18 protein-coding genes are annotated in these 23,501 nt (G+C 64.6%); 8 read left to right on the top strand and 10 right to left on the bottom strand.

The features are described 5' to 3' along the window. From ahcY to rhlE2, 5 genes are all read left to right on the top strand, one after another. Positions 1-1,410: an adenosylhomocysteinase gene (gene ahcY / locus AC2T3R_RS24005; protein ID WP_013974512.1), complete on the top strand. Its 1,410-nt coding sequence runs from the start codon at positions 1-3 to the stop codon at positions 1,408-1,410. Positions 1,411-1,576: 166 nt separating this feature from the next. Continuing rightward, positions 1,577-2,422, top strand: coding sequence for a methylenetetrahydrofolate reductase [NAD(P)H] (metF, locus tag AC2T3R_RS24010; protein WP_410951882.1), 846 nt, complete (start codon positions 1,577-1,579; stop codon positions 2,420-2,422). A gap of 92 nt (positions 2,423-2,514) precedes the next feature. Beyond that, on the top strand, positions 2,515-3,591 hold the full coding sequence (locus AC2T3R_RS24015; protein ID WP_486744363.1) for a hypothetical protein: 1,077 nt from the start codon (positions 2,515-2,517) through the stop codon (positions 3,589-3,591). Positions 3,592-3,757: 166 nt separating this feature from the next. Continuing rightward, a complete protein-coding gene (locus tag AC2T3R_RS24020; protein ID WP_410951884.1) occupies positions 3,758-4,546 on the top strand; it encodes a substrate-binding periplasmic protein in 789 nt (262 codons plus the stop codon). A 219-nt stretch (positions 4,547-4,765) separates the two neighbouring features. Beyond that, positions 4,766-6,652 carry an RNA helicase RhlE2 gene (rhlE2, locus tag AC2T3R_RS24025; protein WP_486744364.1) on the top strand — a complete coding sequence of 629 codons (1,887 nt, stop codon included), beginning with the start codon at positions 4,766-4,768 and terminating at the stop codon, positions 6,650-6,652. A 139-nt stretch (positions 6,653-6,791) separates the two neighbouring features. Here rhlE2 and AC2T3R_RS24030 read toward each other — a convergent pair whose 3' ends face one another. The 3 genes from AC2T3R_RS24030 to AC2T3R_RS24040 form a co-directional block, all read right to left on the bottom strand. Continuing rightward, complete coding sequence (locus AC2T3R_RS24030; RefSeq protein ID WP_013974517.1) at positions 6,792-7,370, bottom strand: YceI family protein; 579 nt, start codon at positions 7,368-7,370, stop codon at positions 6,792-6,794. Between the two features lie 34 nt (positions 7,371-7,404). Continuing rightward, positions 7,405-7,956 (bottom strand): cytochrome b, encoded by a 552-nt coding sequence (locus AC2T3R_RS24035; protein ID WP_410951886.1) that lies wholly within the window; start codon positions 7,954-7,956, stop codon positions 7,405-7,407. A gap of 273 nt (positions 7,957-8,229) precedes the next feature. Then, a complete protein-coding gene (locus AC2T3R_RS24040; RefSeq protein WP_486744365.1) occupies positions 8,230-10,083 on the bottom strand; it encodes a flavin monoamine oxidase family protein in 1,854 nt (617 codons plus the stop codon). A gap of 265 nt (positions 10,084-10,348) precedes the next feature. Between AC2T3R_RS24040 and AC2T3R_RS24045 the strand changes: the two genes are divergently transcribed. Both AC2T3R_RS24045 and AC2T3R_RS24050 read left to right on the top strand, forming a co-directional pair. Continuing rightward, the gene (locus tag AC2T3R_RS24045; protein WP_054572175.1) at positions 10,349-11,755 is read left to right on the top strand and encodes an adenosylmethionine--8-amino-7-oxononanoate transaminase; all 1,407 of its coding nucleotides are present in this window, start codon (positions 10,349-10,351) and stop codon (positions 11,753-11,755) included. A gap of 147 nt (positions 11,756-11,902) precedes the next feature. Continuing rightward, the gene (locus tag AC2T3R_RS24050; protein WP_013974521.1) at positions 11,903-12,622 is read left to right on the top strand and encodes a 16S rRNA (uracil(1498)-N(3))-methyltransferase; all 720 of its coding nucleotides are present in this window, start codon (positions 11,903-11,905) and stop codon (positions 12,620-12,622) included. On the opposite strand, the gene trhA is transcribed toward AC2T3R_RS24050, so the two are convergent. From trhA to AC2T3R_RS24085, 7 genes are all read right to left on the bottom strand, one after another. Then, positions 12,623-13,240, bottom strand: a complete 618-nt coding sequence (gene trhA / locus AC2T3R_RS24055; protein WP_013974522.1) for a PAQR family membrane homeostasis protein TrhA — start codon at positions 13,238-13,240, stop codon at positions 12,623-12,625. Between the two features lie 156 nt (positions 13,241-13,396). After that, positions 13,397-13,870 carry a chemotaxis protein CheW gene (locus tag AC2T3R_RS24060; RefSeq protein WP_015272077.1) on the bottom strand — a complete coding sequence of 158 codons (474 nt, stop codon included), beginning with the start codon at positions 13,868-13,870 and terminating at the stop codon, positions 13,397-13,399. Beyond that, a complete protein-coding gene (locus AC2T3R_RS24065) occupies positions 13,863-18,815 on the bottom strand; it encodes a hybrid sensor histidine kinase/response regulator (protein ID WP_486744367.1) in 4,953 nt (1,650 codons plus the stop codon). Before AC2T3R_RS24065 ends, AC2T3R_RS24060 begins: the two co-directional genes overlap by 8 nt. 35 nt (positions 18,816-18,850) lie before the next feature. After that, the gene (locus tag AC2T3R_RS24070) at positions 18,851-20,905 is read right to left on the bottom strand and encodes a methyl-accepting chemotaxis protein (protein WP_015272079.1); all 2,055 of its coding nucleotides are present in this window, start codon (positions 20,903-20,905) and stop codon (positions 18,851-18,853) included. Between the two features lie 11 nt (positions 20,906-20,916). Further along, positions 20,917-21,471: a chemotaxis protein CheW gene (locus AC2T3R_RS24075; RefSeq protein WP_003257767.1), complete on the bottom strand. Its 555-nt coding sequence runs from the start codon at positions 21,469-21,471 to the stop codon at positions 20,917-20,919. Then, positions 21,468-21,833 carry a twitching motility response regulator PilH gene (pilH, locus tag AC2T3R_RS24080; RefSeq protein ID WP_003257768.1) on the bottom strand — a complete coding sequence of 122 codons (366 nt, stop codon included), beginning with the start codon at positions 21,831-21,833 and terminating at the stop codon, positions 21,468-21,470. The genes AC2T3R_RS24075 and pilH overlap by 4 nt, the downstream gene beginning before the upstream one ends. 47 nt (positions 21,834-21,880) lie before the next feature. Beyond that, positions 21,881-22,282 (bottom strand): response regulator, encoded by a 402-nt coding sequence (locus AC2T3R_RS24085; protein WP_003257770.1) that lies wholly within the window; start codon positions 22,280-22,282, stop codon positions 21,881-21,883. Positions 22,283-22,494: 212 nt separating this feature from the next. Between AC2T3R_RS24085 and gshB the strand changes: the two genes are divergently transcribed. Continuing rightward, a complete protein-coding gene (gene gshB / locus AC2T3R_RS24090; RefSeq protein WP_410951890.1) occupies positions 22,495-23,448 on the top strand; it encodes a glutathione synthase in 954 nt (317 codons plus the stop codon). Positions 23,449-23,501 lie beyond the last annotated feature (53 nt).

Here is a 23,501-nt window from a genome sequence, read left to right on the forward strand (position 1 = left end):
ATGAGCGCTGCAAACATGCCTGCTGGTTTTACCGATTACAAAGTCGCCGACATCTCCCTGGCCGCCTGGGGGCGTCGCGAAACCATCATCGCCGAATCGGAAATGCCTGCACTGATGGGCCTGCGTCGCAAGTACCTGGCCGAGCAACCGCTCAAGGGTGCGAAGATCCTGGGCTGCATCCACATGACCATCCAGACCGCCGTGCTGATCGAAACCCTGGTTGCGCTGGGTGCCGAAGTGCGCTGGTCGTCCTGCAACATCTTCTCCACCCAGGACCAGGCCGCCGCGTCCATCGCCGCCGCCGGTATCCCGGTTTTCGCCTGGAAAGGTGAAACCGAACAGGAGTACGAGTGGTGCCTGGAGCAGACCATCCTCAAGGATGGCCAGCCATGGGACGCCAATATGGTCCTCGACGACGGTGGCGACCTGACCGAGCTGCTGCACAAGAAATACCCGCAAGTGCTGGAGCGCGTGCACGGTGTGACCGAAGAGACCACCACCGGCGTGCACCGCCTGCTGGACATGCTGGCCAAGGGCGAGCTGAAAGTCCCGGCGATCAACGTCAACGACTCGGTTACCAAGAGCAAGAACGACAACAAGTACGGCTGCCGTCACAGCCTGAACGACGCCATCAAGCGTGGTACCGACCACCTGCTGTCGGGCAAGCAGGCCCTGGTGATCGGCTACGGTGACGTGGGCAAGGGCTCGGCCCAATCCCTGCGTCAGGAAGGCATGATCGTCAAGGTCACCGAAGTTGACCCGATCTGCGCCATGCAGGCCTGCATGGACGGTTTCGAAGTGGTTTCGCCGTTCATCGACGGTATCAACAACGGTACCGAAGCCAGCATCGACAAGGCCCTGCTGGGCAAGATCGACCTGATCGTGACCACCACCGGTAACGTCAACGTCTGCGACGCCAACATGCTCAAGGCGCTGAAGAAGCGTGCCGTGGTGTGCAACATCGGCCACTTCGACAACGAGATCGACACCGCCTTCATGCGCAAGAACTGGGCCTGGGAAGAGGTCAAGCCGCAGGTGCACAAGATCCACCGCACCGGCGCTGGCAGCTTCGACCCGCAGAACGACGACTACCTGATCCTGCTGGCCGAAGGCCGCCTGGTAAACCTGGGTAACGCCACTGGCCACCCAAGCCGCATCATGGACGGTTCCTTCGCCAACCAGGTACTGGCGCAGATCTTCCTGTTCGAGCAGAAGTTCGCCGACCTGTCGCCCGAGAAGAAAGCCGAGCGCCTGACTGTCGAAGTACTGCCGAAGAAGCTCGACGAAGAAGTGGCCCTGGAAATGGTCCGCGGCTTCGGTGGCGTGGTCACCCAGCTGACCAAGCAGCAGGCCGACTACATTGGTGTGACCGTCGAAGGCCCGTTCAAGCCACACGCATACCGCTACTAAGCGGCCAGCTTGAAGCTTCAAGCGGCAATCAAAGGCAGACCATGCCGTTGCCGCTTGCAGCTCAAGCATCACGGATCTTGAACGATGCCCAAGCCAGGCCGGCCATAACCGATCTGGCTTTTACTTGCAGCCTGCCGCTTGAAGCTTGCTGCCAGAGGAACGCCTGATGTCCCAGGAACGCCGTTACAGTTTCGAGTTCTTCCCGACCAAGACCGATGCCGGTCACGAAAAGCTGATGGGCGTCGCCCGCCAGCTGGCCGCCTACAACCCGGACTTCTTCTCCTGCACCTACGGTGCCGGTGGCTCGACCCGCGACCGCACGCTGAACACCGTGCTGCAGCTGGAAAGCGAAGTGAAGGTACCTGCCGCACCGCACCTGTCGTGCGTAGGCGACACCAAGGCCGAACTGCATGCCCTGCTGGCCGAATACAAGGCTGCAGGCATCAAGCGCATCGTCGCCCTGCGTGGCGACCTGCCATCGGGTATGGGCATGGCCAGTGGCGAACTGCGCTACGCCAGCGACCTGGTCGAATTCATTCGCCAGGAAACTGCCGATCACTTCCACCTGGAAGTGGCCGCCTACCCGGAGATGCACCCCCAGGCCCGCAACTTCGAGGCTGACCTGGCCAACTTCGTGCACAAGGTCAAGGCCGGTGCCGACAGCGCCATCACCCAGTACTTCTTCAACGCCGACAGCTACTTCTACTTCGTCGAGCGCGCGCAGAAGCTGGGCGTGGACATCCCGGTGGTACCCGGCATCATGCCGATCACCAACTACAGCAAGCTGGCGCGTTTCTCCGACGCCTGTGGCGCCGAGATCCCGCGCTGGATCCGCAAGCAGCTGGAAGCCTATGCCGACGACACCGCCAGCATCCAGGCATTCGGCGAAGAAGTGATCACCCGCATGTGCGAACAGCTGCTGCAAGGCGGAGCACCGGGCCTGCACTTCTACACCTTGAACCAGGCCGAGCCGAGCCTGGCGATCTGGAACAATCTGAAGCTGCCGCGCTGAAATTTTTTGCAAAATCTGTTTAAGATTTGATTAAGGCTTTGGTCATAGACTAAAGCCTTATTCATTTTCCGGTTACACAGGTCTTGCCTGCCATGCAGCCCCTCCAGCCATCGCGTCCACAGCTCGTCTACCTGGCTTTTGGCCCGGCAACCTACCATCAGGAGGCCTGCTTCAGCATCGTCAGCGCCCTCGCCCATCTGGGCACGGCAGCGAGCGAAGCCATGGACATCCAGGTCTACACCGACAACCCGCAGCCCTATGCCGGCCTGCCGGTCACCGTACACCTGCTGGACGAAGCCACGCGTCAGGCATGGAACGCCCCTCACGGTTATCACTTTCGCAGCAAGCATGTGCTGTTGCGTCAGGTGCTGCAGCAACACCCGCTGGCAGTGCTGATCGACACCGACACCTTCTTCCGCAAATCGCCGCTGGAGCTGTTTGCCCGGGTGGCCCCAGGGCGCCTGCTGTGCAATGCCATCGGTGCGCGCTACGGCAGCAACCAGAAGTGCCTGCTGTACAAGAACCTGCTGGCCATCCTCGAGTCCAGGGGCCTGGCCGATTGCCAGATGCCACTGGTCAACTCGGGGGTGATCGGCCTCAGCGCCGAAGACGCCGGCACCCTGGACCGCTCCATCGCCATGATGGACGAGTTCCACCCCCTGGCTCGCGAGGCTTATACCCTCGAGGAGTTCTGCCTGGCGGTGGCAGCCTACCGCACGCTGGAGCTGGCCGAATGCACAGATGTCATCCACCACTACTGGAGCCGAAAGGCGCAGTTCCGCGCCAAGATCCAGGCCTGGCTGCGCAAGCACGGCCACGACCCGCTGAGCCAGGCGGCGCTGGCCGACGTATCCCTGGTCAATGACCAGCTGCCACGGCCGCCGGCCCTGCAACGCCTGGGTTACAAGGCGCTGAGCATGACCCTGCCAAGCCACGAGCGCCAGTTCGCCCGAGAACTGCTGTATGGCTGCTACCCCTACCCCAATGAGTTCGACCGCGCCTGCGCGCCGGCCTGGTGGGACAAGGCCCTGGAAAACCTCAACGCCCGCCATGGCCACGTGGAGCCCGAGCAACTGCGCCAGTGCCTGCGCCACCCGGGGTTGCGCCTGTCGCTGGGCGAGCGGCGCAAGGATATCGAGGCGCACCTGCTGAGGTCATCCCACACTTGAGTAAACCTGTGCCGGCCTCTTCGCGGGTAAACCCGCTCCCACAAGTACATCGCGAGCCTGCAAGCCAGCAGAGATCCTGTGGGAGCGGGTTTACCCGCGAAGAGGCCGGCACAGGAGAACATCATCCTCACTGGCCTTGAACAGGCCGAGCGCGTAATCTCCGGCCATGCCACACGTCGCCCGTCTGTTCTGGATCCTGTTGCTCGCCTGCCTGAGCCCGCTGGCCTTGGGCGAGCGCCTGCGCCTGGTGACCGACGACTGGGCACCTTATGCGTACCAGCACGACGGCCAACCGCGCGGCATCGACTACGAAGTCACCACCCGGGTGTTCGAGCGCCTTGGCGTCGAGGTGGAGTGGGAGTTCCTGCCGTGGAAGCGCTGCCTGGCAATGATCGAGCAGGGCTTGGCCGACGGCATCATGGATATCTTCCAGAACGAGTCGCGCCAGCACTACCTGGTGTACGCCCCCGAGCCCATGTCGGAGGTAGAGTTCGTCCTGTTCCAGGCCCGCACTCGACGCCATGCCGTCAAGACTCTCGATGACCTTGCCGGCCTAACCGTCGGCACCTCACCCGGCTACGCCTATGGTGCCGCTTTCAACGAAGCCGTACATTTCCGGCGCGAAGCTGCACCTACCCATGAAGCCAACTTCGGCAAGCTGATGCTGGGCCGCATCGACCTGGCAATCACCGACCGCAAGGTCGGCCATTACCTGCTGCGGCATCTGGGCCTCCAAAAGCAGGTCGAGGAGCTGCCCTTGGTGATCAGCCGCCAGCCCCAGTACCTGGCGCTGGCGCGCAAGCCGGGGCGGGAAGCACTGGCCCAGGCCTTCGCCGTGGAACTGCGGCGCTTCAAGCTGGAACCGGCCTATGCAGCAATCAACAACCGCTACACAGGCGACATCGGAAACATTCTCAACGCCGTTGAGCAGCAGGAAAGCAGCACAGCGCGATAGCTCTGTTATACTCGGGCCTTCCCGCCCGGCTCACGCCCGGACGCTCGGCCTCGCAACAGGCATCCCGATCGGCATCGACGCACTTTCGCGTCCACCCTCTGCTACCCGGATGTGCAGTGAAAGCCCAGCTGGACCGGACGCGATCGCATCCCACCGATGCCCGTCGCGCCAGGCAGAACATCCCAAACGGGCCCAGCCCACACGAGAACAGGATTGCCCATGTCCTTTGCTTCCCTCGGTCTCTCCGAGGCTCTTGTCCGCGCTATCGAGGCTGCGGGCTATACCCAGCCGACCCCCGTGCAACAGCGGGCGATTCCCGCCGTGTTGCAAGGCCGCGACCTGATGGTCGCCGCACAGACAGGTACTGGTAAAACCGGCGGTTTCGCCCTGCCGATCCTCGAGCGCCTGTTCCCGGCCGGCCACCCCGACAAGTCGCAGCGCCATGGCCCGCGCCAACCTCGCGTGCTGGTCCTGACCCCGACCCGCGAACTGGCAGCCCAGGTGCATGACAGCTTCAAGGTCTATGCCCGTGATCTGCCACTGGTCAGCGCCTGCATTTTCGGCGGCGTCGGCATGAACCCGCAGATCCAGGCCATTGCCAAGGGTGTGGACGTGCTGGTCGCCTGCCCGGGCCGCCTGCTCGACCTGGCCGGCCAAGGCAAGGTTGACCTGGCCCACGTGGAAATCCTGGTGCTGGACGAAGCCGACCGCATGCTCGACATGGGCTTCATCCATGACGTCAAGAAGGTCCTCGCTCGCCTGCCAGCCAAGCGCCAGAACCTGTTGTTCTCGGCCACCTTCTCCAAGGACATCACTGACCTCGCCGACAAGCTCCTGCACAACCCGGAGCGTATCGAGGTCACCCCGCCGAACACTACCGTCGAGCGTATCGAGCAGCGCGTCTACCGCCTGCCCGCCAGCCACAAGCGCGCGCTGCTGGCGCACCTGATCACCCAGGGTGCCTGGGAACAGGTACTGGTGTTCACCCGCACCAAGCACGGCGCCAACCGCCTGGCCGAGTACCTGGAAAAGCACGGCCTGACCGCCGCCGCAATTCATGGCAACAAGAGCCAGAACGCCCGCACCAAGGCCTTGGCCGACTTCAAGGCCAACAGCGTGCGCGTACTGGTCGCCACCGACATCGCCGCCCGTGGCCTGGACATCGACCAGCTGCCGCACGTGGTCAACTTCGAGCTGCCGAACGTAGAGGAAGACTACGTCCACCGTATCGGCCGTACCGGCCGTGCCGGGCGTTCGGGCGAGGCCATTTCCATGGTCGCGCCGGATGAAGAGAAACTGCTCAAGAGCATCGAGCGGGTAACCAAGCAGAAGATCCCGGACGGCGACCTGATGGGTTTCGACGCCAGCCAGGTTGAAGCAGAAAAGCCTGAAGTACGCGAACGCCAGCAGAACAATGGCCGTGGTGGCCGTAACCAGCAGGCCCGCGGCGACGGCGGCAAAGACGCCAACGGCGGCCGCAAGGACAAGGGCAAGGATAAAGGCAAGGCCAAGCAACAGGCTGCGGACAAGCCGGCCGACAAGGAAAAGAGCGGCGACAAGCAACAACAGCAACGCAAGCCGCGTGACAAGAAGCCACGCCAGCAGCAACAGCAGGCCAGCAACAGCAGTGCGCCGAAAGTGCCTGTCGACCGTGATCCGGAAGAGTTCCTGGACGACGATATCGACAACTTCGGCAACCGTGCCGACTATGTCAGCCCGTACCAGGGCAAGAACCAGGGCCGCAATCGCCGCCCGGGTGGCAATGCCGGCCAAGGTCAGGGCCAGGGTAATGGCCAGCGCAGCAACGCCGGTGGCCAGGGTCGCAATAGCGGCCAGCCGCGCAGCAGCGGTGGCGGCGAGAAACGTCCGCCCCGCGCCAATAATGGTGGCGGCGCCCGTCGTGATGGTGGCGGCCGTGGTCGCCCGGCCCGTGACGATGCTGCACGGCAAGAGCCGGCCGTGCGCAACCCGCGCCAGCCGGAAAAACAGCCAGTGATCATCCGCAAGGAGTCCAAGCTCGACCGTTACCCGACGCCAGAGCAGCTGGATGACCTGCCGAGCCGCCCGCGCGGTGAGCGCCCGGCGCTGCTGACCCGCAAGGGCTGACAGAAGCACCGAGGGGGCTGCTTCGCAGCCCTATCGCGACACAAGGCCGCTCCTACAGGGTTACGTAAATCCCTGTAGGAGCGGCCTTGTGTCGCGATAGGGCCGCAAAGCGGCCCCCTCAGTTTTCAGCAGGTAAGAATTACTTCTGCTTCACACCTTCAACACTGATATCCAGGTCCAGGGTCTGCGAGGTAGCGCCCGGGCCCTTGATGCCGAAGTCGTTCAGGTTCAGCGTGGTGGTAGCGTTGAAACCAGCGCGCTCGCCGCCCCATGGGTCCTTGCCTTCACCGTTGAAAGTGGCCTTGAAGGTGACCGGCTTGGTCACACCGTGCATGGTCAGGTCGCCAGTCACGTCAGCAGTCTTGTCGCCAGTCGGCTTGACGCTGGTGGAGACGAACTTGGCTTCGGGATACTTCTTCACGTCGAGGAAGTCGGCGCTGGCAATGTGCTTGTCACGCTCGGCGTGGTTCGACCACAGGCTGGCGGTTTTCAGGTCGACGTTGATCTTGCTGGCTTCAGGCTTGGCGCTGTCCCAGGTGAAGTTGCCGTCGAAGTCCTTGAAGGTACCGTGAATGAAGCTGTAGCCCAGGTGGCTGATCTTCCAGTCAACGAACGCGTGCTGGCCTTCCTTGTCGATCTTGTACTCGGCAGCCATGGCCTGGCCGGCGGAGAGCAGAGCGGTACCGAGCGCCAGAGCGGCAAAAGTCTTTTTCAACATCCTTACTTCCTTCCTTTGCAATTGAGGTTGAGAGTCAAGCTTTGCGGCCCAGCATGCGGGTCAGGGTCGCGTCACGGTCGATGAAATGGTGCTTGAGCGCTGCCAAGCCATGCAGCACGGCAAAAATCACCAAGCCCCAGGCCAGCCAAAGATGGATCACGCCTGCCAGGTCTGCCTGGTCGGGCAGGTCGCTGACCAGTGCCGGCACTTCGAACAGGCCAAACACCGGAATGCCGACACCGTCGGCGGTGGAAATCAGGTAACCGGCGATCATTACCGCGAACAACCCAACGTACAGGGCCAGGTGGCCCAACTTGGCTGCCAGACGGGTGAATGCGCCGTGGCTGCCTGGTGCCGGTGGTGGCGGGCTGATGAAGCGCCAGAGCACCCGCAGCAGCATCACCGCCAGCAGCACCAGGCCAATGCTTTTGTGCAGGTCCGGGCCGGCCTTGCGCCAAGGGCTGTAGTAGTCGAGGCCGACCATCCACAGGCCCAGGCCGAACAGGCCGAAGACTGCCAGAGCCACGCCCCAGTGCAGGACGATGCTGACCACGCCGTAGCGAGAAGGTGAATTGCGCAGTTGCATGTTGACGTGTTTCCCCGTGAAAGCTGTACACAGACTAACGCGTAACGCATCGAATAAAAGCGTAAAAAACTGCTTTGGATTATCGATAAATACGATATGTATTCTGTAAGCTTCCCATTAAGGAAACATTAACGATAGTTGGGTAATCAGCGGTTGCCAGTGCCGGCCCTATCGCCGGCAAGCCAGCTCCCACAGGTATTGCACAGGCCTTCGAACCTATGATGATCCTGTGGGAGCTGGCTTGCCGGCGATAGGGCCAGCAAAGTCAACAAATCAACCCGCTTTGGCCTGAGTATTGGCCACAGCTTTCTTGGCCGGTTCGGACTTGGCAGTCGCCTTTTTGGTCTGGGCTGGCTTGTGCGCCGGTGCGCGCTTGGCAGGCGTAGCCTTGGACGCAGCAGGCTTGGCCGCTGCTTCCTTGACCACAGGCGCTGGCGCAACCGGGGCCGGCGCTGTTTGCGGGGCTGGGGCTGGGGCAGGTGCCACTTCCTCGGCCTTGGCAATCGGCTCGGCCTTCACCTCAGGCTTGTCCGCCCCGCCAAACAGGCGCTTGAAGAAGCCCGGCTTATCCTGCTTGGCCTCATCGACCGGCTTCGGCTCGGCCTTGACCGGGGCCTTGTCAGCCTTGTCGCCCTTGTCGGAAGAACCACCGAACATGTTGGAGAAGAACCCGCCCTTGCTCTCCTTGGCCGCCACGGCGCCTGCAGCTGCCGCCGCCGCCACTGGTGCCGCCTTGGCCGGGTCGAACGACTTGCCGGCCAGCAGGTCCTGCACCTGGCTGGCCGCGCGCTGGCCACTGCGCAGGGCGCCTTCCAGGGTGCCTGGGTAGAGGGCGTCGGTATGCTCACCGGCAAAGGTGATGCGCTGCACCGGGCGCTCCCACAGGCGCCAGTACTTGCTGATCTGACCCGGACCATAGGCCAGGTAGGCGCCGCCGGTACCAGCGTCGGTGCTGTAGCGCTTGACCTCGTAACCGGTGAACGAGCCACGGGCCTGTGGGTAGAACGCATGCAGGCGGATCAGCACCTGATCGACCATCTGCTTGTCGCCGAACGCCTGCAGCAGGCGGGCGTTGTCGCCGGACAGGTTGATCACCACGTTGGCGCCACCCTTGAGCGCGGGTTCGATCCACAGCATGCCCAAGCCTGCGTTACTGAAGATTTCGCCCGACATGCGCGCCCGGCTTTCCCACACCGGCTTCTTGAACTTGAGCATCAGCTGGTCGCGCCAGCCATAGTTGGTACCCTTCAACGCCGCCAGGTGCTGGCTGTCCAGGCCCGGGGTCATCTGGATCTTGGCCAGGGCGCGCAGGGGCACAGCCATGACCAGGTAATCCGCCTGGTAACCGACGCTGCCGACCTTGACCGTGACACCGTCCTTGTCCTGGACGATGGAGGTCACCGGCGAACTGGTCTTGATGGTCTTCAGTTGCTTGACGAACGCCTGGGCCAGCACCGGGCTACCGCCGGGCAGGCGCGCGGCACGCAGGTCACGGTCGCTGACGCCGCGATACACGCGGTTCTGCTGGGCAAAATACAGCAGCGACAGGCGCGATGGCTCATCGTAGCGGGTACGGATCTGCTGGTTGACCAGCTGGCGGGCGGTGGTCGGCAGCTGCAGCTTGTCCAGCCAGGTGGAGACGTTGATCTGGTCGAGGGCGAACAGCGTGCTGTTGGCTTGCGGGTTCAGCGGGTCTTCGATCGAACGGGCCAAGTCATCGAGGGTTTTCTCGTAACGTTTGAGCGCATCGGCAGTAGCCGGCTGCTTGGTAGCCAGGTCGGTGGCACTGAAATACTCGCCGTCAATCAGGTAACCGGGGGTACGCACGAACTCCGGTGCCGGCAGTGTTTCAAGTTTGAAACGGTCGAGGTACTGGTTGAGCACCGGCTGCGCCTTGGCGTTGCCGATCCACTCACTGGTAGCAAGGCCAGAGCGCCCGCCCATGCCCGGCTTGGCTTCCAGCAGCGTCACCTGCCAGCCTTTGTTCTGCAGCTCGTAGGCGGCCGTCAGGCCCGCCAGGCCGCCACCCACGACGATCGCCGAAGGTGTCTTGTCCTTTGCCAGCGCGGCGCCGCTGGACACACCAATCAATACCAACGCGCACAGGCGCACCCAAGCAGCAGCCATGTCGGCGAACTCCGAGTCAGGGGGTTACAGAAACGTGGAGAGGCAGAAATGCCCCGGGAGAGATGCGTTAAGAATACGTCAGGTCTACCGACCCTGCCAGCGCAGTGACATCAAGTCCTTTTCGCCACTGACATTTTTGCCTGCAGCGTTTCCACGCGGTAGCAAGCGTAGCTGGCAACCCGATGAACAGCGGCGGTTGTCCTGCCCTGCGGCATTGCTTAGGCTTACGCGGTCGAACCAAGCCGCAAAGCCAGGAGAAGTGCCCATGGGCCTCAATGATCAGTGGATGCAACGCGACCTCAAGGTCCTGTGGCACCCCTGCACCCAGATGAAAGACCACGAGCAGCTGCCGCTGATCCCGATCAGGCGCGGCGAAGGCGTGTGGCTGGAAGACTTCGAAGGCAAGCGATACCTGGATGCGGTGAGCAGCTGGTGGGTCAACGTGTTTGGCCACGCCAACCCGCGTATCAACCAGCGCATCAAGGACCAGGTCGACCAACTGGAGCACGTGATCCTGGCCGGTTTCAGCCACCAGCCGGTGATCGAGCTGTCCGAGCGCCTTGTAGCCATGACCCCGGCCGGCCTCGACCGGGTGTTCTATGCCGACAACGGTTCGTCGTGTATCGAAGTGGCGCTGAAGATGAGCTTCCACTACTGGCAGAACGTCGGCAAGCCGGGCAAGAAGCGCTTCGTCACCCTGACCAACAGCTACCACGGCGAAACCATCGCCGCCATGTCGGTCGGCGATGTGCCGCTGTTTACCGAAACCTACAAGGCGCTGCTGCTCGACACCCTCAAGGTGCCCAGCCCCGACTGCTACCTGCGCCCCGAAGGCACGAGCTGGGAAGAGCACTCGCGCACCATGTTCCAGGCCATGGAACAGACCCTGGCCGAGCACCACGCCTCGATCAGCGCGGTGATCGTCGAACCGCTGATCCAGGGTGCCGGCGGTATGCGCATGTACCACCCGGTGTACCTCAAGCTGCTGCGCGAGGCCTGCGACCGCTACGACGTGCACCTGATCCACGACGAAATCGCCGTGGGCTTCGGCCGCACCGGCACCATGTTCGCCTGTGAACAGGCCGGCATTCGCCCGGACTTCCTGTGCCTGTCCAAGGCCCTGACCGGCGGTTACCTGCCACTGGCCGCCTGCCTGACCACCGACAAGGTGTACCAGGCGTTCTACGACGACTACCCGACCCTGCGCGCGTTCCTCCACTCGCACAGCTACACCGGCAACCCGCTGGCCTGCGCCGCGGCGCTGGCGACCCTGGATATTTTCGAGCAGGACAACGTGATCGAGGCCAACAAGGCCCTGGCCACACGCATGGCCAGCGCCACCGCGCACCTGGTCGACCACGCGCATGTGGCCGAAATTCGCCAGACCGGCATGGCACTGGCCATCGAGATGGTCCAGGACAAGGCCGGCAAGGTCGCCTACCCGTGGCAAGAGCGTCGTGGCCTGAAAGTGTTCGAGCATGCCCTGACGCGTGGCGCCCTGCTGCGCCCGCTGGGCAGCGTGGTGTACTTCCTGCCGCCGTATGTGATTACGCCAGATCAGATCGACTTCCTGGCAGAAGTGGCCAGCGAAGGCATCGACATTGCCACCCGCGATAGCGTCAGCGTGGCCGTACCGGCCAACTTCCACCCCGACTTCCGCGACCCGGGCTAAGCCCGACTGTTGGCCACACCACTTTCCCAGTGGGAGCGGGCGTGCCCGCGAAGCAGGCACCGCGGTGCCTGGCAAGGGCTTCGCCCTTGTTCGCGGGCACGCCCGCTCCCACAGGGGGTCTGCGTCTCTCTTCTACCGAGCAAACCCATGAGACTGTCCCGCTTTTTCATCGACGCCCCCCTGAGCCTTGGCGAGCATGACCTGCCCGAAGCCCAGGCCCACTACATCGGCCGCGTACTGCGCATGGCCCCCGGCGACGCCGTGCAGCTGTTCGACGGCAGTGGCCAGGAATACCGCGGCCAGTTGCTCGAAGTGGGCAAGAAAACCGTGCGCGTCAGCCTCGACCAGGCCCTCGCCGGCCAGGCCGATTCACCACTGCACGTACACCTCGGCCAAGGCCTGTCCCGTGGCGAGCGCATGGACTGGGCGATCCAGAAAGCCACCGAGCTGGGCGCCAACGAAATCACCCCGATCGTCAGCGAACGCTGCGAAGTGCGGCTGAAGGACGAACGCGCCGACAAGCGCCTGGCCCACTGGCGACAGGTGGCAATCAGCGCCTGCGAACAATGCGGCCGCTCGACCTTGCCGGTCATCCACCCGCCAGTGACCCTGGCCGAGTGGCTGAACAGTGCCAACGCCGACCTGAAACTGGTCCTGCACCCGGTGGCCGAACCGCTCACCAGCCATGCCAAGCCGGCCACCCTGGCCTTTCTGATCGGCCCCGAAGGCGGCCTGAGCGAAGCGGAGGTCGAGCAGGCCAAGGCTGCCGGTTTCCACGCCGCACGCCTCGGCCCACGCGTGCTGCGCACCGAAACCGCACCGGTGGTGGCACTGTCGGTGGCACAGCAACTGTGGGGTGACTTTTAACTAACGCACGTAGAACGACACCGCCACGAAATGCATGAGGCTGCCGGCGATCACGAAAAGGTGCCAGATGCCATGCCAGTGGCGGAAGCGGCTGTCGAAGGCGAAGAAGATGATGCCGACGGTGTAGAACACCCCGCCGGCAGCCAGCCAGGCAAAGCCGGCGCTGCCGAGCGAGTGCAGCAATGGCTTGACAGCCACCAGCACGATCCAGCCCATCACCGCATAGATGATGATCGACAGGATGCGCGCTTCGGAACGTGGCTTGATCTCCTGCAACATGCCGATCACCGCCAGCCCCCAGACAACCCCGAACAGGCTCCAGCCCCAGGGCCCGCGCAGGCTGACCAGGCAGAACGGCGTGTAGCTGCCCGCTATCAGCAGATAGATCGACAGGTGATCGAGCTTGCGCATGATCACCTTCGCCCGCCCGCGAGTGCTGTGGTACAGGGTAGAAATGCTGTACAGCAACAGCAAGGTGCTGCCGTAGATGGAGAAACTGACGATCTTCCACGGGTCGCCCTGCAGGCCCGCGACCACGATCAGCCAGATGGCACCGATACAGGCCAGGACGGCACCGACCAGGTGGGTCCAGGCGTTGAAGCGTTCACCGTAGTACATGCAAACACAGACCTCCTGAGGTGGGCTGGGTTCCTGTTGTGATGCTGATGGCCTCTTCGCGGGCACGCCCGCTCCCACAGGTATCCACTTGCCTTGAAGTGTATGATTTTCCTGTGGGAGCGGGCGTGCCCGCGAAAGGGCCCTGTGCCTTACATCCTAACCAATCTCAGGTTGCAGTTCCGCGTCACGCACCAGCCGTTCCAGCCCGACCAGGTCCGGCACCCGCGCTACCTGTTCGCCCACCTGCACTGCCGCCAGTTCCAGGCGACCCAGCGCCACGTCCACGTAGTTCAGCTGGCTGTCCAGCTTGCAGGAGCGCGGTATGTCCTGCAGCAACAACGCCAGGTAGCGCAGGCCGGTATCACCCAAGGCATTGAGCACCACCACGCGTGCCCGCTCGCCGCAGGGTGTCTCGCCACCGCACGCGGCTTCGAAGCCGATCAGCGGCAGGCGCTGCTGGCGCCAGTCGATCCAGCCCAGGTGCCAGGCCGGCTCGCCGCGTTGGCACACTACGTTGCGCTGGCCACTCAACTCCGCCACCGCCACGTTGGGCAACACCAGGGTACGGTCGCCCAACGGCAGCAAAAGCCCGGTCAGGCTGCTGCGTTGGCCGGCGATCAGTTCAAGCATGGGTCTGGCTCCAGTGGGCAATGCTCTGCAACAGGACCGACTCCTGGTACGGCTTGCCCAGGTATTCGTTGACGCCGATGGCCATGGCACGGTCGCGGTGCTTCTGCCCGGTGCGCGAAGTAATCATTATGATCGGCAAGTCTTTCAGTCGTTCATCACGGCGGATACGTGTGGCCACCTCGAAGCCGTCCATGCGCGGCATCTCGATGTCCAGCAGCAACACATCGGGGCGGTGTTCTTCCAGCAGGGCCATTGCATCGACCCCGTCCTTGGCCGTCAGCACACTCATGCCGTGGCGTTCCAACAGGCGGCTGGTGACCTTGCGCACAGTCACCGAATCGTCCACCACCATTACCAGCAACGCCCGCCGTGGCGCCGGGCCGAACACCTGGCGCCGAGCCGCACCGCCACCCGGCAGGCGCGCCAGGCGCCGCTGCTGGCCACGCAACTGGCCCAGCAGGTCGAGAATCAGTACCACCCGACCATCGCCCAACAGCGTTGCCCCCGACAACCCGGCAACTGCGGCAAACTGCGGCCCCAGGCTCTTCACCACGATCTCGCGGCTGGGCGACAGGCTATCGGCCTGGATGGCGAACGACTGCTCCTGGGAATGCACCAGCAGCACCGGCAGAGGCACGCTCTGCCCGAGCAATGCCGGGCGCGGCATGCCCTGCAGCAGCTCACCCAGGTAGCGCAGCTCGTATTCGTGGCCGGCGTACACATAGCGTGGGGCGTCCAGCTGGTAGCACGCCGCCAGTTCGGCCGGCGGCACGCGGACGATGCCCTCGATAGTGTTCAACGGAATGGCGTACTGCTCTTCACCCAGGTGCACCATCAGCGCGCGGTTGACCGACACGGTGAACGGCAGGCGGATCAGGAAGCGCGCGCCCTTGCCCTGGGCCGACTCGATACTCATCGAGCCGCCCAGCTGCTTGACCTCCTCGTGCACCACGTCCATGCCCAGGCCACGCCCGGAAATCTGGGTGATCTTCTCGGCAGTGGAAAAGCCCGGGCGCAGAATGAACTGAAGGATCTCGTGATCGCTCAATTGCGCCTGCGGGTCCAGCAGGCCGCGCTTGATGGCCTTGCGGCGCACCGCTTCCAGTGGCACGCCGGCACCGTCGTCGGTCATTTCGATAACGATATCCGCGCCTTCGTGCAGCAGATTCAGGTGAATGGTGCCCTGCTCCGGCTTGCCCGCGGCCAGGCGCATTTCGCGGCTTTCCAGGCCATGGTCGACGGCGTTGCGCAGCATGTGCTCCAGCGGCGCCACCATACGTTCGAGCACGCTGCGGTCGAGTTCACCCTCGGCATTGCCGACCACCAGCTCCACCTGCTTGCCCAGCTCGCTGGCCACCTGCCGTACCACACGCTGCAAGCGCGGCACCAGGCGCTCGAAGGGTACCATCAGGGTAGCGGTCAGGCCTTCCTGCAACTGGCTGTTCACCCGCGCTTGCTGCTGCAGCAGGCTGTGGGCTTCCTGGGCGCGCTGTGCCAGGGTTTCCTTGAGGTCGAGCAAGTCCGAGGCAGACTCGAACAGGGCCCGCGACAGCTGCTGCAGTTGCGAGTGGCGGTCCATTTCCAGCGGGTCGAAGTCGTCGTAGGCATCGCCTTCGAACTGTTGCCGGCTGGAGATCCGCCCTTGGGTCTCGATGTCCAGCCGCAGCAACTGATCGCGCATGCGCTCGAGGGTGGTTTCCATCTCATTGAGGGTAAACTGCGCATCGTTGACCTGCTGCTCGATGCGCCCACGGATGATCGAGTGCTCACCGGCCAGGTTGCCCAGATCGTCGAGCAACTCGGCATCGACCTTGACCATGTCGCCCGGTGCCCGCTCCGGTGCCACCGCCGGGGCCTCACTGGTTGCGGCTTCGACCGGCCCCTGGCCGGCGGCGCTATCGGCCAGGGCCGAGAAGCTGAAGTTGCGGATGTAGTCGATCAGCGCGGTGGCGGCATGCAGCGGTTGCCCCAGGCGCACGGCATCGAGCATGTGCGCCAGGCGGTCATGGCAGTTCTGCAGCAAGGCGAACAGTGGCGCGCTCGGTGGCATACGGCCTGCGGCCAGCAGTTCGTAGAGAAACTCCAGTTCGTGGGCCAGGTCGCCGATTGGCGCGATTTCGACCATGCGCGCCACGCCCTTCAGGGTGTGCAGGTCGCGCATCAGGTTGTCCACCTCGACACTGCTGCGCGGGTCGGCCTGCCAGCGCGCCAGGGCTGCGGCGGCACTCTCGACGATGTCCGAGCTTTCTTCGAGGAACACTTCCAGCAGCTCTTCGCCAGGGCTTTCCGGCTCTTCGACCAGCGGCTCGGCCACAGCCGGCAGCAAAGGGTTGTGCGCAGGCCCCAGGCCAAGGGTATCGGCCAGGTCCATGTCCGGATGCAACGGCGTGACCGTGTCGATGCCCACCAGGCCAGTGGCGTCCGGTGCCAGCGCCTGGCCCAGCAGGTGGCGCAGGCTGTCGACCAGCTCTGGCCTTGGCGGGATGTCCTGCCCGGCCGCCACTTCGTCGAGCATGTCCAGCAGGGCTTCATGGGCCCGCTGCACGTGGGCGAAGAACCGTGCATCGGCGGGCAGGCTGCCCTCCTCCACGGCGCCGTACAAGTCGAGCAAGGCCTCGCACACGTCATCCATCTGCCACAGGTCGGCCAGGTGCGCGGCGTGGCCCAGGGTAGTCAGTTCGTCGAGCAGGGTGTCCAGCGCATCGCGCTGGCCGGGCTGTTCCTGCCAGCGCGACAGCAACGACTCGGCATCCAGCAGGATATCCATGGCCTGGGCCAGGAAACTGGCGATCAACTGCGGGTCGCGCTTGCTGCGCCGCGCATGCTGCGGGTCGTCATGCAAGCTGGCCAGGTGCGCGTCCACCGCCTGGCCGACCTGCTCGATCAGCTCCGCGGCACCGGGGATGGCCGCCAGCGGCGTGCTGTCGAGTTGCGCCAGGCCCAGGTGGAACAGCGAGCGCGCAGCTTCCAGCCATTCGATCTCGGCCATTTGCAGGGGCAATTGATGACCCTTGTATTCACGTGCCATGCGGTCGAAGGCGGTGGCCAGTTCGGCGACCGGCATCACCCCGGCCATGGCGGCACTGCCCTTGAGCGTATGCAGGGCGCGCTGCAGGCCATCGCTGACCTGCGTATCGTGGCCGTCGGCGCCCTGCAGGAAAGCATCCAGGCTGGCCAGGTGGCCCTGCGCCTCGCTGCGGAAAATGTCGAGCAGTTGCGGATCGAGGCCGTCGATGTCGGCCGCCACCGGGGCATCGTTTTCGGCGAGGGCATGCAGGTGCCCGGCCAGTTGCTCGATTTCCGTCAGTTGCGGCAACTGGCCTGCGGCGAAGTCGGCCAGCAGGTCGGGCAGGTAGACGAATACCTGCTGCAGGGCCACCACGCCTTCCGGGCTGAGCACGCTGCGGCCCTCGAGTACCCGGTTCAGCAGGTGTTCTGCGCCCCAGGCCAGCTCGGCCACCGCCTCGGCATGCACCATGCGGCCGCTGCCCTTGAGCGTATGCAAGGCGCGGCGTACTTCTCCCAGTGCCTCGCGCTGCTGGTTGTCGGCACGCCAGCGCAACCAGTGGCGCTCGATTTCCGGCAGCAGTTCACCGGCCTCGTCGAGAAACACTTCACGCAGCTCGTCATCGATGCCATCAGCGCTGCCATCCTGGCCTGCGGTGGCCTCGACCATCGCGCAGTGCACACCCAGTGTCGCCAGGCTGGCGCGCGCCATGTCGATGAAGGGCTGGCCATCCGCCAATGGGTCCGCCACCCGCCATTGCAGGTAGCATTCGGCGGCGCTCAGGGCCTCGGCCAAGTGCGTCAGCTCATCGGCTGGCGGCTCCACCTCCAGGTGCTGCAGCCACCGCTGCACATAGCTGGCGCAACCGGCAAACAGCTCGGCCACGGTCGGCAGCATCAACATCGCCAGTGCACCACGAATCTGCTGCAACAGCCCTGGCAAAGGTTGCAGGCGTTGCCGAGGCCAGCCGGATTCCAGGCAATCGCCGATCAGGTCCTTGGCCTGCTGCAGCACGTTCAGCGACTCATTCAACACCAGCTGGCGGATTTCGGCCAGGTCCGAGCCAGGCAGGCCGCCCTGGCCGTTTTCCTCCAGCGGGCCGACCATGCCATTGAGCGTGGCCTCCACGTACAGCAGGGCCCCCGCTACATCCATCAACACCGCGTCGTCCACGGCCCGCTCGCCCTGGGCCAGGGCCTGCAGCGCCAGCACCTGGTCGATGATCACCCGGCGTGGCTGCTGGAAACCAAGCACCGCCAGGGTGTCGGCCACGTGGCGCAGCGGTGCCAGCAGGGCATCGAGCTGCTCGCTGTGCTGGCGATCGCCACGCACGAACTGGTCCAGGCGCTCCTTGATGCGCATCAGGTCGTCGCACAGCGCGGTCACCACCGAGCGCAGGGCATCGCGGCCAGCCCCTGCCTGCAGCTGCTCGCGCCAGTTGCCCAGCGACAGGTCGAGGTTGGCCAGGTCGTCGGCACCGGCAAAGCGTTGGGTGGCGCCGCTGATCAGGCTGGCCTGGGCCAACGGCTCCTCGCCACGGCAGGCGCGCAGTTGGTTGAGCAGCGGCAGCATCACCAGTGGCAGGTCGTGGCGGGCGCCGCGCAGGCGCTCCAGATACGACGGCAGTTGCTCCAGGCCGCGAAACAACGCGCCCAGGCAATCACCGCGGGGGCTGACCTGACCATCGGCCAGGGCCTTGGCGAACAGCTCCAGTTCTTCAGCCAGGCGCGTGGCACCGCGCAGTTCGAGCATGCGCAGGCAGCCGTGCACCTGGTGCAGGTTGTCGACCACGAATGCCAGCATTGACAGGTCGCCAGGCTCGCCGGCAAAGCGCTCCAGCGCCTGGCGCGCCTGGCCCAGGCAGTCGAGGATGGCGGCTTTGGTCCAGGCCAGCGCCACGGTGTCGTGGCGCTCGGGGCTTACAGCTGCTACAGCCATGGGCATTCCTCGGCGCGGCTCTTCAGTAGGGCTATTCACTTGGGTTCTGCTGGTGGTGGCAGGGTGAACCCGGACACCGAACGGCGCATCTCGCTGGCCATGCGTGCCAGGTGGCGGATGCTGTCGGCAGTGGCGCCGGAGCCGGCGGAGGTCTGCGCGGTAATCTGCTGGATGACCGCCATGGTGTGGGAGATCTGCCCGGCAGACGAAGTCTGCAGCTGGGCGGCATCGGAGATGCTGTGGATAAGGTCGGCGAGGTTCTGCGAGACGCCTTCGATCTCGGCCAGCGCCACCCCGGCATCCTGGGCCAGGCGGGCACCGCGCACCACCTCGGCGGTAGTCTGCTCCATGGAGATCACCGCCTCGTTGGTGTCGGCCTGGATGGTGCGCACCAGCGCTTCGATCTGCCGGGTGGCCGATGACGAGCGCTCGGCCAGGCGCTGCACTTCGTCGGCGACCACGGCGAACCCACGGCCGGCCTCGCCGGCCAGCGAGGCCTGGATCGCCGCGTTGAGGGCGAGGATGTTGGTCTGGTCGGCAATGTCGTCGATCAGGCTGACGATATCGCCGATTTCCTGGGAGGACTCACCGAGGCGCTTGATCCGTTTGGCGGTGTCCTGGATCTGTTCGCGAATGTTGTCCATGCCGTTGATGGTGTTGTGCACCACCTCGTTGCCCTTGTTGGCGATCGCCACCGAGCGCTCGGCCACCTTGGCCGACTCGTAGGCATGCGCCGAAACCCGGTCGATCGACTCGACCATGTCGCCAACCGCCTCGGAAGCCTCGCTGATCTGCTCGGCCTGGTGCTCCGAGGCCTTGGCCAGCTGGCGTGCGGTGTTCTGTGTGTCCTGCACGGCGGCAGCGACCTGCATGGCACTGTGGTTGATGGTGGCGACCAGGTCGCGCAATTGGTCCACGGAATAGTTGATCGAGTCGGCAATGGCGCCGGTGAAGTCTTCGGTCACCGATACGGTCACGGTCAGGTCGCCGTCAGCCAGCTCTTCGATTTCGTCGAGCAGGCGCATGATCGCCTGCTGGTTGCGTTCGTTCTTTTCCGCCGTCTCACGCAGCTGGCGGTTGGTGGTGCGTACCATGACCAGGCCGATGAGGATGATCGAAGCCAGCGCCAGAAGGCCCAGGACATAGCCGCCGACGGTGTCGAGCGTGCGCCCGCCGGCCAGGTTCTCGAAACCGTTGGCCAGGTGCGAGGCCTCGTCGAGCAGGGTTTGCGACAGGCTGAAGATGTTGCCCGCAGCCTCGCGCACGCGGAACAGTTCCGGCGAGGTTTCGAGGATTTCATCCACCGAGCCGGCAACGAACTGGAACAGCTCTGCAATTTCAGCCAGGCGCGCACGGGCATCGGCGTCCTCGACACGGGTCACCTGAATCGCCGCGTTGCCACTGAGCATGCCCTCGAGCACCTGGCCGAAGCGCCCGGCATCGCGGCCGAAGGCATCCGCCGCCTGGGCCGCGGCGTCGTCACCGGCCAGCACAGTGTTGACCGAGCCGAGAATGCGTTCGGCCAGCAGCAACTGGCGCTGGGCCACCGCCACCTGGCTGGCCGGGGCGCCACTCTGCAGCAGGATCTCGACCACTTTCTCGTATTCCACCTGCAATTGCGGCACGGTCTCGGCCAGGGTCGCCGCCACCTGGTGCAGCGACAGCACGGTCTGCTCGCTGGCCAGGATGGTGTCGGTGTTCTTGCGCAGGTTTTCCCAGTCGCGGCGTACCGCTTCCATCTCGTCACGCACCATGGGCGGCGCAGGTGGCAGGCCGGTGGACTTGTCACCTTCACGCAGGTAGCCCCAGCGCCGTTCGAAATCGTTGCGCGCGTCCGACAGCAGCTTGAAGGCCAGGGCCTTGCCGGTGGCGGCTTCGGTGGCGTTCTTGGCGATGCGCTGCGACAGCACCCGCAGTTCGCCGGCGTGGCCGATGTACTGCTTGTCGTAGTTGGACTGGGTGTTCAGGTAGGCAAAGTTGGCGAACAGCAGAATGATCGACAGGATCAGGATCAGGAACAGCACGGTGATCTGCGCGATGCTGCGGGTACGTGGGGTCACGGTGGTGACGGGGGTGGCAGGCTTGTTCACGTTCGCAGGTCCTATAACGCCACATCGAGAAAGCCCGGCGCCTGGGCCAGGGCGAAGGGGCTGAAGATCGCCCAGTTGCGTTCACGCGGGAAATGCCCCTGCACGAAAGGTGCAGCGGCGCGGATCAGGGGCTGTGGCGGCGACAGTTGCAGGCTGTCGAGGGCAAAGTGCTGCAGGCCCAGCACCTCGTCCACCAGCAGGCCGACGAACAGGTCCTCGTGGTCCAGCACCAGCACCCGCCGCTGCTTGCCCGGGGCGGCGTGGCCCAGGCCGAAGAAACTGCTCAGGTCCATCACCGGTAACAGCCGCCCGCGCAGGTTGGCTACCCCGCACACCCACGGCTGCACGCCGGGGACGCGGCTGCTGCGCGGTTCGCGCAGCACCTCGGCAACCTCGCCCATGGGCGCGACGAACCATTGCCCGGCTATGCGGAAGCCGATGCCGCTCCACTGTTGCAGGCGGTTGTCCTGCGGCGGCTGGTCGGCGACCAGCAGGCGGCAGCGCCGGTCGATGTCCAGCAACAACTCGAAGGCGGTCAGCGACGCGCCCTGCGGGCGGGTGGTCAAGCCCCGAGCACTTCTTTGAGCTTGGCGATCAGCGCGTCCTCTTCCACCGGCTTGGTCAGGAAGTCACGAGCGCCCTGGCGCGTGGCCCAGATACGGTCGGTTTCCTGGTCCTTGGTGGTGACCACGATCACCGGGATGGTGCTGGTTTCCGGGTCCTTGCTGAGCTGGCGGGTTGCCTGGAAGCCGTTCATGCCGGGCATCACGATGTCCATCAACACCGCGTCGGGCTTGTCCTGCCGTGCCAGGGCCACGCCATCGGCACCGTTGTTGGCCTTGAGCACCTGGTAGCCGTGCTTTTCCAGCCATTCGGTCAATCGGTACATCTCTGTCGGCGAGTCGTCGACAATCAGAACTCGGGCCATGCTGGTTCCCCATCAGGAAAGAAAGACCGTGCCATGGCGAGGCGCGGTCAGGGTGCGTGTTGTTGGGCTGCGGCAAAACCGGGCACGTGGGCGCGGATCGCGTCGAGCAGTTCTTCCTTGCTGAACGGTTTGGTCAGGAACTGGTCGGAGCCGACCACCCGGCCGCGGGCCTTGTCGAACAGGCCGTCACGTGACGACAGCAGAATGACCGGGGTGTCCTTGAAGGCACTGTTGTGCTTGATCACCGCGCAGGTCTGGTAGCCGTCCAGGCGCGGCATCAACACATCGACGAAGATGATGCTGGGCTGGTGGTCGACGATCTTGGCCAGGGCATCGAAGCCATCGCTGGCGGTGATCACCTCGCAGCCCGCTTCACCGAGCAACATCTGTGCGGTGCGGCGGATCGTGCGCGAGTCGTCGATCACCATCACCTTCAGGGGTTGTTCCATCACTTGGGCTACCGTCGCTGCTTATGCCGAATTCCTGGAGCTGCTGCGCAGCCCCAAAGGCCTGTTGTATAGCGCTATGACTGGCATTTTTAGCACACTCCGGGTGGCCGTTCCATCTGCGGCGCCCCTTGACCGGCGGCGTTCACGGCGCCACCCTGAGCCACTTTTCTTTCGATCCATCGCGGCCACGTGCCGCCAAGAGGAACCACCCCATGAGCGTTCGCCTCGGCATTGTCATGGACCCCATCGCGTCCATCTCCTACAAGAAGGACAGCTCGCTGGCCATGCTGCTGGCCGCACAGGCGCGCGGCTGGAGCCTGTTCTACATGGAACAGCGAGATATGTACCTGGGCGCCGGCCAGGCCCGTGCGCAGATGCGCCCGCTGAAAGTGTTCGCCGACCCGGCCCGCTGGTTCGAGCTGGGCGAGGAGCAGGACAGCGCGCTGGCCGAGCTGGACGTGATCCTGATGCGCAAGGACCCGCCCTTCGACATGGAGTTCGTCTACAGCACCTACCTGCTGGAGCAGGCCGAGCGCGAGGGGGTACTGGTGGTCAACCGCCCGCAGAGCCTGCGCGACTGCAACGAAAAACTGTTCGCCACCCAGTTCCCGCAGTGCATGGCGCCGACCCTGGTCAGCCGTCGCGCCGACATCCTGCGCGAATTCGCCACAACCCACGGCGACGTGATCCTCAAGCCGCTGGACGGCATGGGCGGCACCTCGGTGTTCCGCCACCGCCCGGGTGACCCTAACCTGTCGGTGATCCTCGAGACCCTGACCCAGCACGGCGGCCAGCAGATCATGGCGCAGGCCTACCTGCCCGAGATCAAGGACGGCGACAAACGCATCCTGATGATCGACGGCGAGCCGGTGGACTACTGCCTGGCGCGTATCCCGGCCAGCGGCGAGACCCGTGGCAACCTGGCCGCCGGCGGCCGTGGCGAAGCACGCCCGCTGACCGACCGCGACCGCTGGATCGCCGCCCAGGTCGGCCCGACCCTGCGCGAGAAGGGCCTGATGTTCGTGGGCCTGGACGTGATCGGCGACTACCTCACCGAAATCAACGTCACCAGCCCCACCTGCATCCGCGAGATCGATGCCGCCTACAACACCAATATCGGCGGGCAATTGATGGATGCCATTGATCGCCAGCTGAAGGCGCGCTGACCGCCGACGCACGGCAACAACCCAGAGTGGGGTATGATGCGGGTCCTTTTAGC

This window comes from Pseudomonas sp. PVC-5-1 (assembly GCF_057444345.1).

What these genes read in the sequence shown, in the direction of transcription:
- AC2T3R_RS24015 (WP_486744363.1), top strand. Translation starts at nt 2,515, where the DNA reads ATGCAGCCCCTCCAGCCATCGCGTCCACAGCTCGTCTACCTGGCTTTT.
- metF (WP_410951882.1), top strand. Translation starts at nt 1,577, where the DNA reads ATGTCCCAGGAACGCCGTTACAGTTTCGAGTTCTTCCCGACCAAGACC.
- AC2T3R_RS24060 (WP_015272077.1), bottom strand. Translation starts at nt 13,870, where the DNA reads ATGCTTGAACTGATCGCCGGCCAACGCAGCAGCCTGACCGGGCTTTTG.
- AC2T3R_RS24050 (WP_013974521.1), top strand. Translation starts at nt 11,903, where the DNA reads ATGAGACTGTCCCGCTTTTTCATCGACGCCCCCCTGAGCCTTGGCGAG.
- rhlE2 (WP_486744364.1), top strand. Translation starts at nt 4,766, where the DNA reads ATGTCCTTTGCTTCCCTCGGTCTCTCCGAGGCTCTTGTCCGCGCTATC.
- trhA (WP_013974522.1), bottom strand. Translation starts at nt 13,240, where the DNA reads ATGTACTACGGTGAACGCTTCAACGCCTGGACCCACCTGGTCGGTGCC.
- AC2T3R_RS24045 (WP_054572175.1), top strand. Translation starts at nt 10,349, where the DNA reads ATGGGCCTCAATGATCAGTGGATGCAACGCGACCTCAAGGTCCTGTGG.
- AC2T3R_RS24065 (WP_486744367.1), bottom strand. Translation starts at nt 18,815, where the DNA reads ATGGCTGTAGCAGCTGTAAGCCCCGAGCGCCACGACACCGTGGCGCTG.
- gshB (WP_410951890.1), top strand. Translation starts at nt 22,495, where the DNA reads ATGAGCGTTCGCCTCGGCATTGTCATGGACCCCATCGCGTCCATCTCC.
- ahcY (WP_013974512.1), top strand. Translation starts at nt 1, where the DNA reads ATGAGCGCTGCAAACATGCCTGCTGGTTTTACCGATTACAAAGTCGCC.
- AC2T3R_RS24040 (WP_486744365.1), bottom strand. Translation starts at nt 10,083, where the DNA reads ATGGCTGCTGCTTGGGTGCGCCTGTGCGCGTTGGTATTGATTGGTGTG.
- AC2T3R_RS24030 (WP_013974517.1), bottom strand. Translation starts at nt 7,370, where the DNA reads ATGTTGAAAAAGACTTTTGCCGCTCTGGCGCTCGGTACCGCTCTGCTC.
- pilH (WP_003257768.1), bottom strand. Translation starts at nt 21,833, where the DNA reads ATGGCCCGAGTTCTGATTGTCGACGACTCGCCGACAGAGATGTACCGA.
- AC2T3R_RS24020 (WP_410951884.1), top strand. Translation starts at nt 3,758, where the DNA reads ATGCCACACGTCGCCCGTCTGTTCTGGATCCTGTTGCTCGCCTGCCTG.
- AC2T3R_RS24085 (WP_003257770.1), bottom strand. Translation starts at nt 22,282, where the DNA reads ATGGAACAACCCCTGAAGGTGATGGTGATCGACGACTCGCGCACGATC.
- AC2T3R_RS24035 (WP_410951886.1), bottom strand. Translation starts at nt 7,956, where the DNA reads ATGCAACTGCGCAATTCACCTTCTCGCTACGGCGTGGTCAGCATCGTC.